The 7,290-nt window shown below is 72.5% G+C and carries 9 protein-coding genes; 3 read left to right on the top strand and 6 right to left on the bottom strand.

All coding sequences use genetic code 11. The features are described 5' to 3' along the window. Nucleotides 1–459, top strand: a 459-nt coding sequence (locus tag AOK09_RS32240) for a class I SAM-dependent methyltransferase (RefSeq protein ID WP_157876121.1), incomplete at its 5' end; no start/stop codon positions are given. A 135-nt stretch (nt 460–594) separates the two neighbouring features. Here AOK09_RS32240 and AOK09_RS32245 read toward each other — a convergent pair. From AOK09_RS32245 to AOK09_RS32265, 5 genes are all read right to left on the bottom strand, one after another. Continuing rightward, nucleotides 595–2,085, bottom strand: coding sequence for an MFS transporter (locus AOK09_RS32245; protein WP_055590767.1), 1,491 nt, complete (start codon nt 2,083–2,085; stop codon nt 595–597). Nucleotides 2,086–2,177: 92 nt separating this feature from the next. Further along, a complete protein-coding gene (locus AOK09_RS32250; RefSeq protein WP_055590768.1) occupies nt 2,178–2,834 on the bottom strand; it encodes a TetR/AcrR family transcriptional regulator in 657 nt (218 codons plus the stop codon). Between the two features lie 110 nt (nt 2,835–2,944). Beyond that, entirely contained in the window at nt 2,945–3,298 is a 354-nt protein-coding gene (locus AOK09_RS32255; RefSeq protein WP_265736755.1) for an ArsR/SmtB family transcription factor, read from the bottom strand. Between the two features lie 135 nt (nt 3,299–3,433). Continuing rightward, complete coding sequence (locus AOK09_RS32260; protein WP_055590774.1) at nt 3,434–3,775, bottom strand: hypothetical protein; 342 nt, start codon at nt 3,773–3,775, stop codon at nt 3,434–3,436. Nucleotides 3,776–4,126: 351 nt separating this feature from the next. Then, nucleotides 4,127–4,717 carry a TetR/AcrR family transcriptional regulator gene (locus AOK09_RS32265; protein ID WP_245687586.1) on the bottom strand — a complete coding sequence of 197 codons (591 nt, stop codon included), beginning with the start codon at nt 4,715–4,717 and terminating at the stop codon, nt 4,127–4,129. Nucleotides 4,718–4,794: 77 nt separating this feature from the next. On the opposite strand from AOK09_RS32265, the gene AOK09_RS32270 reads away from it, so the two are divergent. Beyond that, nucleotides 4,795–5,262 carry a cupin domain-containing protein gene (locus AOK09_RS32270; protein ID WP_055590770.1) on the top strand — a complete coding sequence of 156 codons (468 nt, stop codon included), beginning with the start codon at nt 4,795–4,797 and terminating at the stop codon, nt 5,260–5,262. A gap of 4 nt (nt 5,263–5,266) precedes the next feature. Here the strand turns inward: AOK09_RS32270 and AOK09_RS32275 are convergent, their stop codons facing one another. Beyond that, nucleotides 5,267–6,298: a LacI family DNA-binding transcriptional regulator gene (locus tag AOK09_RS32275; protein ID WP_055590771.1), complete on the bottom strand. Its 1,032-nt coding sequence runs from the start codon at nt 6,296–6,298 to the stop codon at nt 5,267–5,269. Between the two features lie 245 nt (nt 6,299–6,543). On the opposite strand from AOK09_RS32275, the gene AOK09_RS32280 reads away from it, so the two are divergent. After that, nucleotides 6,544–7,290: LacI family DNA-binding transcriptional regulator (locus AOK09_RS32280; protein ID WP_055590772.1), on the top strand; the 747-nt coding region annotated here is incomplete at its 3' end.

Raw genomic sequence — 7,290 nt, forward strand, 5'->3', positions numbered from 1 at the left:
GCCGACGGCGCCCTGGACGCGGTGAGCACGGTGTGGCTGCTGCATCTGCTGCCGCAGGCGGCGGCGGTGGTGGCCGAGTGCGCCCGGGTGCTGCGGCCGGGCGGGGTGCTGATCACCACGGTGGACAAGGACTCCGCCCATGACGTCGGCTGCGACATCGACGCCCTGTTCGCGCCCTTCCGGCGGGACGTCGCCCATGACGCCGCGGCGGCCGTGACCGGCCACGGTGCGCGGCACGGTCTGGTGCCCTGCGGTGAGACCGTCTTCACCGGGCACGGTCAGGGCCGTTCGCCCCGGTCGGCCGCGGAGGCGGTACGGGCGGACCGGCTCCGTTCCGTGCTGGCGCTCACCCCGGGCCGGACCGCCGCTCTGCTGCGGGACCTGGCGGCGCTGCCCGGCCAGACGCAGCGCCGCCCCGACCCGGTCTACCGGCTGCTGGCCCTGCGCAGACACGGCTGAGGGCGCGGGCTCGCCGGGATTGCCCGGACGCGGTACTTCCAGGACATGCGGTACTCCCCGGCATGCGGAAGGCCCGCCCCGGCAGGGGCGGGCCTTCGTGCGACGGGTGGCCCGGTCGGGGTCAGCCGTTCCGGGTCAGTGGGCGATCACCGGGACGGGAACCTCGTCCTCGGCGCCCTCGGAGGAGCCGGAGACCACGGTGCTCTGGCCGCCGGCGTTGACGAAGGTGAACGCGATGGCGGAGGAGAGGGCGAGGATGCCCACCGCCCACCAGATGGCGGTGGCGTAGCCGTGCACCGCGGCCTGGTTGACCAGCTTGGGGTCACCGCCGTGCGAGACCAGCCAGCTGGTGGTGGCGCTGGCCGCGATGGTGTTCAGCAGCGCCGTGCCGATGGAGCCGCCGACCTGCTGCGAGGTGTTGACCATCGCGGAGGCGACACCGGCGTCGCGCGGCTGGACGCCGTGCGTGGCCAGGCTCATCGCCGGCATGAAGGAGGTGCCCATGCCGAGGCCGAGCAGGATCTGCCCGGGCAGCACCAGGGCGGCGTACGAGCTGTCGACCTTCAGCTGGGTGAGGATCAGCATGCCCAGGGCCGCGACCAGGAAGCCGGGGCCCATCAGCCGCCGGGCCGGGACCCGGGTCATCAGCCGGGCGCCGATCTGGGTGGAACCGGTGATCATGCCGGCGATCATCGGCAGGAAGGCCAGGCCGGTCTGGATCGGGGTGTACCCCTTGATGATCTGCAGGTAGTAGGTGAGGAAGAGGAAGAGGCCGAACATGCCGATCACGGCGAGGCCCAGCGAGAGGTAGACACCGGCGCGGTTGCGCTCGGTGACCACGCGCAGCGGCAGCAGCGGCGCCTTGACCTTGCCCTCGACCAGGGCGAACCCGGCCAGCAGCACGGCGGCGGCGACGAAGAGGCCGATGGTGACGCCGGCGCCCCAGCCGTCGCTCTCGGCGCGGGTGAAGCCGTACACCAGGGAGACCAGGCCGAGGGTGGCGAGCACCACGCCGGGGATGTCCAGGCGGTTGCTGTTGCGGCTGTCGGCGGGCTCGTGGACCACGGCGATCGCACCGGCCGCGGCGACCACCGCGATCGGGACGTTGACGTACAGCGCCCAGCGCCAGTCCAGGTACTGGGTGAGCACACCGCCGAGGATCAGGCCGAGGGCACCGCCACCGCCGGCGATGGCACCGAAGATGCCGAACGCCTTGGCGCGCTCCTTGGCCTCGGTGAAGGTGACCGCCAGCAGGGAGAGCGCCGAGGGCGCGAGCAGCGCGCCGAAGGCGCCCTGCAGGGCACGGGCACCCAGCAGCATCCCGGTGTTGACCGCCGCGCCGCCGAGCGCGGAGGCGGCGGCGAAGCCGATGAGTCCGATGATGAAGGTCCGCTTGCGGCCCGCCATGTCGGCGATCCGGCCGCCGAGCAGCAGCAGTCCGCCGAAGGCGAGGGTGTAGGCGGTGATCACCCACTGGCGGTTGCCGTCGGTGATGCCCAGGTCCTGCTGGGCGGAGGGCAGGGCGATGTTCACGATGGTGGCGTCCAGCACCACCATCAGCTGCGCCAGGGCGATGAAGACGAGCGCGGTCCAGCGCTTGGGGTGCGGAGCGGGCGGTTGAGACATGGGGGTACTCACAATCGTCACGTCTACAGGTGTGGAGGTCGGTCGTCGGGGCGTTGCGCCGATGGGTTGTGCGGCCGCTCTGTGCGGTCGGGTCAGCGGCAGTCCTCCCCGTACCCCCTGAGGTCTTCGAATGTGGCGGCGGTGCCGGGCAGCTCCGAGCGGCGGGGGGTGCTCAGCCCGTCGAGGAGCAGTTCCAGGTGCCGGTGGACGAAGCGGTCGATCCCGAGGCACCCGGTGCCGGGCAGCGGCCGGGCGAGCTGGGTGACGGCGACGATCACATCACCGACCGCGACGTCGGGGCGCAGTTCCCCGGAGCGCTGGGCGGCCTCGATGAGGGACTCCATCGCCTGCACCAGGTGCGCCCGGGCTTCGGCGAACTCGGGGTCCCTGGCCTCGACCCAGCCGGAGAGCAGGGAGCACATGGCTCCGATGCGTTCGTCGGCGGCGGAGTGCACAAAGCGCCGCAGCGCCTGGAAGGCGGTCGCCTCCTCGGCGAGCGCGGCCTCGGCTTCGTCGATGGTGCGGATCAGCACCGAGAGGGTGACGGTGCGGATCAGTTCCCGTCGGTCGGCGAAGTGCCGGTAGAGCGTGGCGTTGCCGATTCCGGCCCGGCGGGCGATGTCGTCGAGCGGCACATCCGGGCCGTGCTCGACGAAGGCCTCCCGGGCGGCGGCCACGATCCGCTCGCGGTTGCGGACGGCGTCGGCCCTGGGACGGGCCACTCGCTGGTCCACGGCAGATCCGGCCATTGCGGCGCTCCCCCCGACGACGGGAACCGGGGACGGGTTCCCCGGTTCGCTTGCACATGGGCAAACGGGGAAACCGTCCCCGGAAATTTCGCGGTCGGTGGTGAGCTGCGTCACAGTAGCCGGGCGGGACTCTGTTCCGCCTCGCGGAGCTCCGCGAGCAGGCCCTGCTGACCTGCCAGCAGTTCGGTCAGGATGCGCCGGGCGGCCCGCAGCAGGTCCGCGACGTCGGCGCCGGCCAGCGAGTAGACCACCGTGGACCCGTCGCGGGCCGAGACCACGATCCCGGAGCGGCGCAGCACCGCCAGCTGCTGGGAGAGGCTGGACGGTTCGATCTCGATCGCGGCCAGCAGCTCCCGTACCGGCTTGGGCCCCTCCTGCAGCAGTTCCAGGACCCGGATCCGCACCGGATGCCCGAGCATCCGGAAGAACTCCGCCTTCGCCTGGTACAGCGGGACCCGTTGCACCGCCGGTTCAGCCCCCTCTCCGGACTCGTCGTGGTCGGAAGGCTACGGATGGCGGCCCCCGCCTGCCGGAGATCTGCAGAGTCCGGCAGATGGGGAATTGCAGAAGCCTTCAACTCATGGGCCGAAAAAAGGAGTTCAGAGTTCCAGGGCTTCGCAGACCTGCCGGGAGCGGTGCCGGGCCAGCGCCAGATTGGCCCGGTTACGGTCGAGGACCAGGTAGAGGAAGATGCCCTGGCTGCCCCGCTTGGTCAGCGGGCGGATCATGTGGAACTGCCCGGAGAGGGTGATCAGGATGTCCTCGATGGCCTCACCCCGCAGGTCGAGCAGTTCCATGGCCCGCATCTTGGCCCGCACCACATCGGTGTTGCCGGCCGCGGCCACATTGAGGTCGAAGTCGTCGCTGCCGCCGAGGACACCCAGCGCCATGCCGCTGCCGTAGTCCACCAGGGCGGCGCCCATGGCGCCCTCGATGGTCATGCACTCCTTGAGCGAGGTCTCCAGGTTCACCGCGGTCTCCTTTTCGCCGTTTTCGCCGCTGCCGATCCGTACGGTCCCCGACCGCCGGGTCGCGGCCACGACGCTAGGGCCGGTACGGGCAGGTCCGGGCCGATCGACTGCAAAGGACCGGAATATCGGGGCCGATCGAAGCGAATCGAAAGCATGACGACGGGAAGTGGCTGCCCGGCGGACACACTCCGACAGGAGTGAGGAGGCAGGAGTGAGGAGGCAGGACCGAGGAGGCAGGACCGAGGACGGGGGGAGAGTGAGGACGGGGGGACCCGGGAGACCCGAGGGGCCGCTGCGCCGGGGGTTCAGGCGCCGGAACGCTCAGGCGCCCGGCCGACCGGACCGGGGACGCAGCCCCTCGAAGAGCAGGTCCGCGAAGCGGCTCCAGTCGCCGCTGCCGGTGCGGATGATGCCGGACAGGCCGGCCACCACCAGATAGACGTCGTCGACGGTAACGTCACCGCGGACCGCGCCCGCGGCGCGGTCCTGCTCGATCAGCGCCCCCACCGCCCGCTCCAGCCTGGCGAGCATCTCCCCCCGGGGCGCCTCTGACCCGACCGCCGCCGCCAGGGCGGCCGACAGCCCCCGCTCCCCGGCGAGCACCTCGCCGACATGGCGCAGATAGCGGCGCAGCCCCTGGCCGGCCTGCGGCTCGCGCAGGCAGTCGGTCTCGGCGAACTCCAGGATCTCCCCGAACCGCTGCTCCGCCGCGGCCTCCACCAGCGCCTGGCGGGTCGGGAAGTGCCGGTAGACGGTGCCGATGCCCACCCCGGCCGCCCGCGCCACCTCGGGCATCTGCACCGCCTCCCCGTGCTCCCCGAAGAGGGCGCGGGCGGTGGCCAGCACCCGGGCCCGGTTGCGCTCTGCGTCGGCGCGCGGCTTGCGGCCGGCCGGCATGGACGGTGTTGACACGGCGTGGACTCCCCTGTCTAAGCTTTTTCCGGAATCGGATTCCGCTTCCGATTGTGGCACACCGAGAGGACACAGCCATGTCCGCAGACCGCTTCCTCCTGCTGCAGCCCGGCGCGGTACGGCCGGGCAGGCTCCCACTGCCCCCCGCGTTCGCGGTCAAGGCGATGACGGACGACACCCGGGGCCGCTTCTCCCTGCTGGAGGTGACCCTGGTCAGGGACATCCCGCGGCACACCCACCATCGCGCCGACGAGGCCGTGTACGTCCTGGAGGGCGTCCTCGCCGTGGAGTTCGACGACCGGACCCACCTCGCCCCGGCGGGATCGTTCGCCCTGCTGCCGCAGGGGGTCCCGCACGCCCTGCGACGCGCCTCGGACCCCCCGCCCCGGGTCCTGCAGATCTCCTCGCCGGGCGGCTGGGAGCACTATGTCGAGGATCTGGTCGAGGCGGGGCCCGCCGTGCTCACCGACGGCCGGCTCGACCCCGCCAAAATCAACCCCATCGCGGAGAAGCACGGCATCAGCTACCAGGAGGAACGGGGCTGACCGCTCAGCCGATCCACGGGGCGGCCACCGAGTCCCGGACGATCAGCTCGGGCCGCAGCGACACCACACTTCCCGGGGCGGCGGCCTCGCGCCCGGCGGCGATCCGGCCCGCCCGGCGGCCCGCCTCGGTCAGCGGGAGCCGGACCGTGGTGAGCGCCGGACAGGCGTCCATCGCGAAGGAGATGTCGTCATAGCCGGTGACGGACAGCCTGCCCGGCACGTCGACGCCCCGCTCCCGGGCCGCGGCGAGCACCCCGAGGGCGGCCAGGTCGTTGGCCGCCACGATCGCGGTCGGCGGCTCGGGCCGGTCCAGCAGCACCTGGGCCCCCTCGAAGCCGGAGGTCCGGTCGAAGCCGCCCGGCACCTGCAGCGACTCGTCCGCCGCCACGCCCGCCTCGGCGAGCGCCGCCAGATGGCCGCCCAGGCGGGCGCGGGTGGTGGAACTGCCCTCGGGCCCGGTGATGCAGGCGATCCGGCGGTGGCCCATCGAGAGCAGATAGCGGGTCAGCGCGTGCGCCCCCCGGAAGTCGTCGAACTCCAGCGCCACCGCCCCGGTGTCCGGCAGCGCGGGCCTGCCGCACAGCACCACCCGGGTGTCGGCCGCCACCGCCCGCCTGACCAGCGCCTGGAGCTCCGCGAAGTGGGCACCGTCCAGCTGGTGGCCGCCGGTGAGCACGATGGCGCGCACCCGCTGGCGCAGCAGCAGCCCCATGTAGCGCAGTTCCTCCGCCGGTGAGCCCGCGGTGCTGCAGATGACGGCGAGCAGGTCGTCCAGGGCGGACTCGCCCTGGACCGCCCCGGCCATGACCCCGAAGAAGGGGTCGGAGATGTCGTTGACCACCACGCCCAGCACGTCGGAGGTGGCGGCGGCGAGTGCTCTGGCATGGGCGTTGACCACGTAGTCGAGGTCGGCCACGGCCGCCATGACCCGCCGCCGGGTGGACTCGGCCACCGGGTAGTTGCCGTTCAGGACCCGGGAGACGGTCGCCGAGGAGACCCCGGCCCGCGCCGCCACATCCGCCAGAGTCGCCGCCAAGACCCGCCCTTCCCACCGCTGTCCCGCTGCCCGCGCCGTCGGCAGCACCGGGATTCTATCCAGGTACGCCACCCCTGGCCGGGCGTGCCGGACGGGTTGGTGAAACGCTTCGACACCGGGGTCTGGACACACTTCGGAGGGGTCCCTAAGCTCTCCCGGAAAGAAGCGATGGAGCCGCAGACATGACACTGTCGAAGCGCTTCACTCAGTGCCGATCAGACGAGTGTCGCGAGATGGAGCAGCGCATGGTCACGCTCGCCCAGGTCGCCCGGCACGCCGGGGTGTCCCCGAGCACCGTCTCCTACGCCCTGAGCGGCAAGCGGTCCATCTCGAAGGCCACCCGCCGCCGGGTGGAGCAGTCCATCGCGGAACTCGGCTACCACCCGCACACCGGGGCCCGCTCGCCCGCCGGCAGCCGTTCCGATGTCATCGCGCTGATGGTCCCGCTGCGCACCGACATGTTCGTCCCGGTGATGATGGAGATCGCCGCCTCCGTCACCACCACGGCCCGCCGCCACGGCCTGGACGTCCTGCTGCTCACCGGCGAGGAGGGGCCGTCGGGGGTGAAGCGGGTGTCCGGCGGCGGACTGGCCGACGCGGTGATCCTCATGGACGTCGAACTGGCCGACGAGCGCGTCCCGCTGCTGCGCCGGACGGGCTCCGCCGCCGCGCTGATCGGCCTGCCGGCCGACACCTCCGGGCTGTCCTGCGTCGACCTGGACTTCGAGGCCGCCGGCGCACTGGCCGCCGACCATCTGGCCGACCTCGGGCATCGCGAGGTGGCACTGATCGGCGCCGCCGAGACCGTCTACCGACGCCGCACCGGTTTCGCCGAACGCACCCTGGCCGGCTTCCGGCGGCGGGCCGCCGAGCGTGGCATGGCCCAGCTGCACCGTCCGTGCGGCGCCGGCCACGACGCGGCCGCGGGCACGCTCTCCGGGATCCTGGAGGAACGGCCCGGCACCACCGGCTTCGTGGTGCAGAACGAGGGC

This window comes from Peterkaempfera griseoplana (assembly GCF_001418575.1).
In the GTDB taxonomy this organism is placed as follows: domain Bacteria; phylum Actinomycetota; class Actinomycetes; order Streptomycetales; family Streptomycetaceae; genus Peterkaempfera; species Peterkaempfera griseoplana.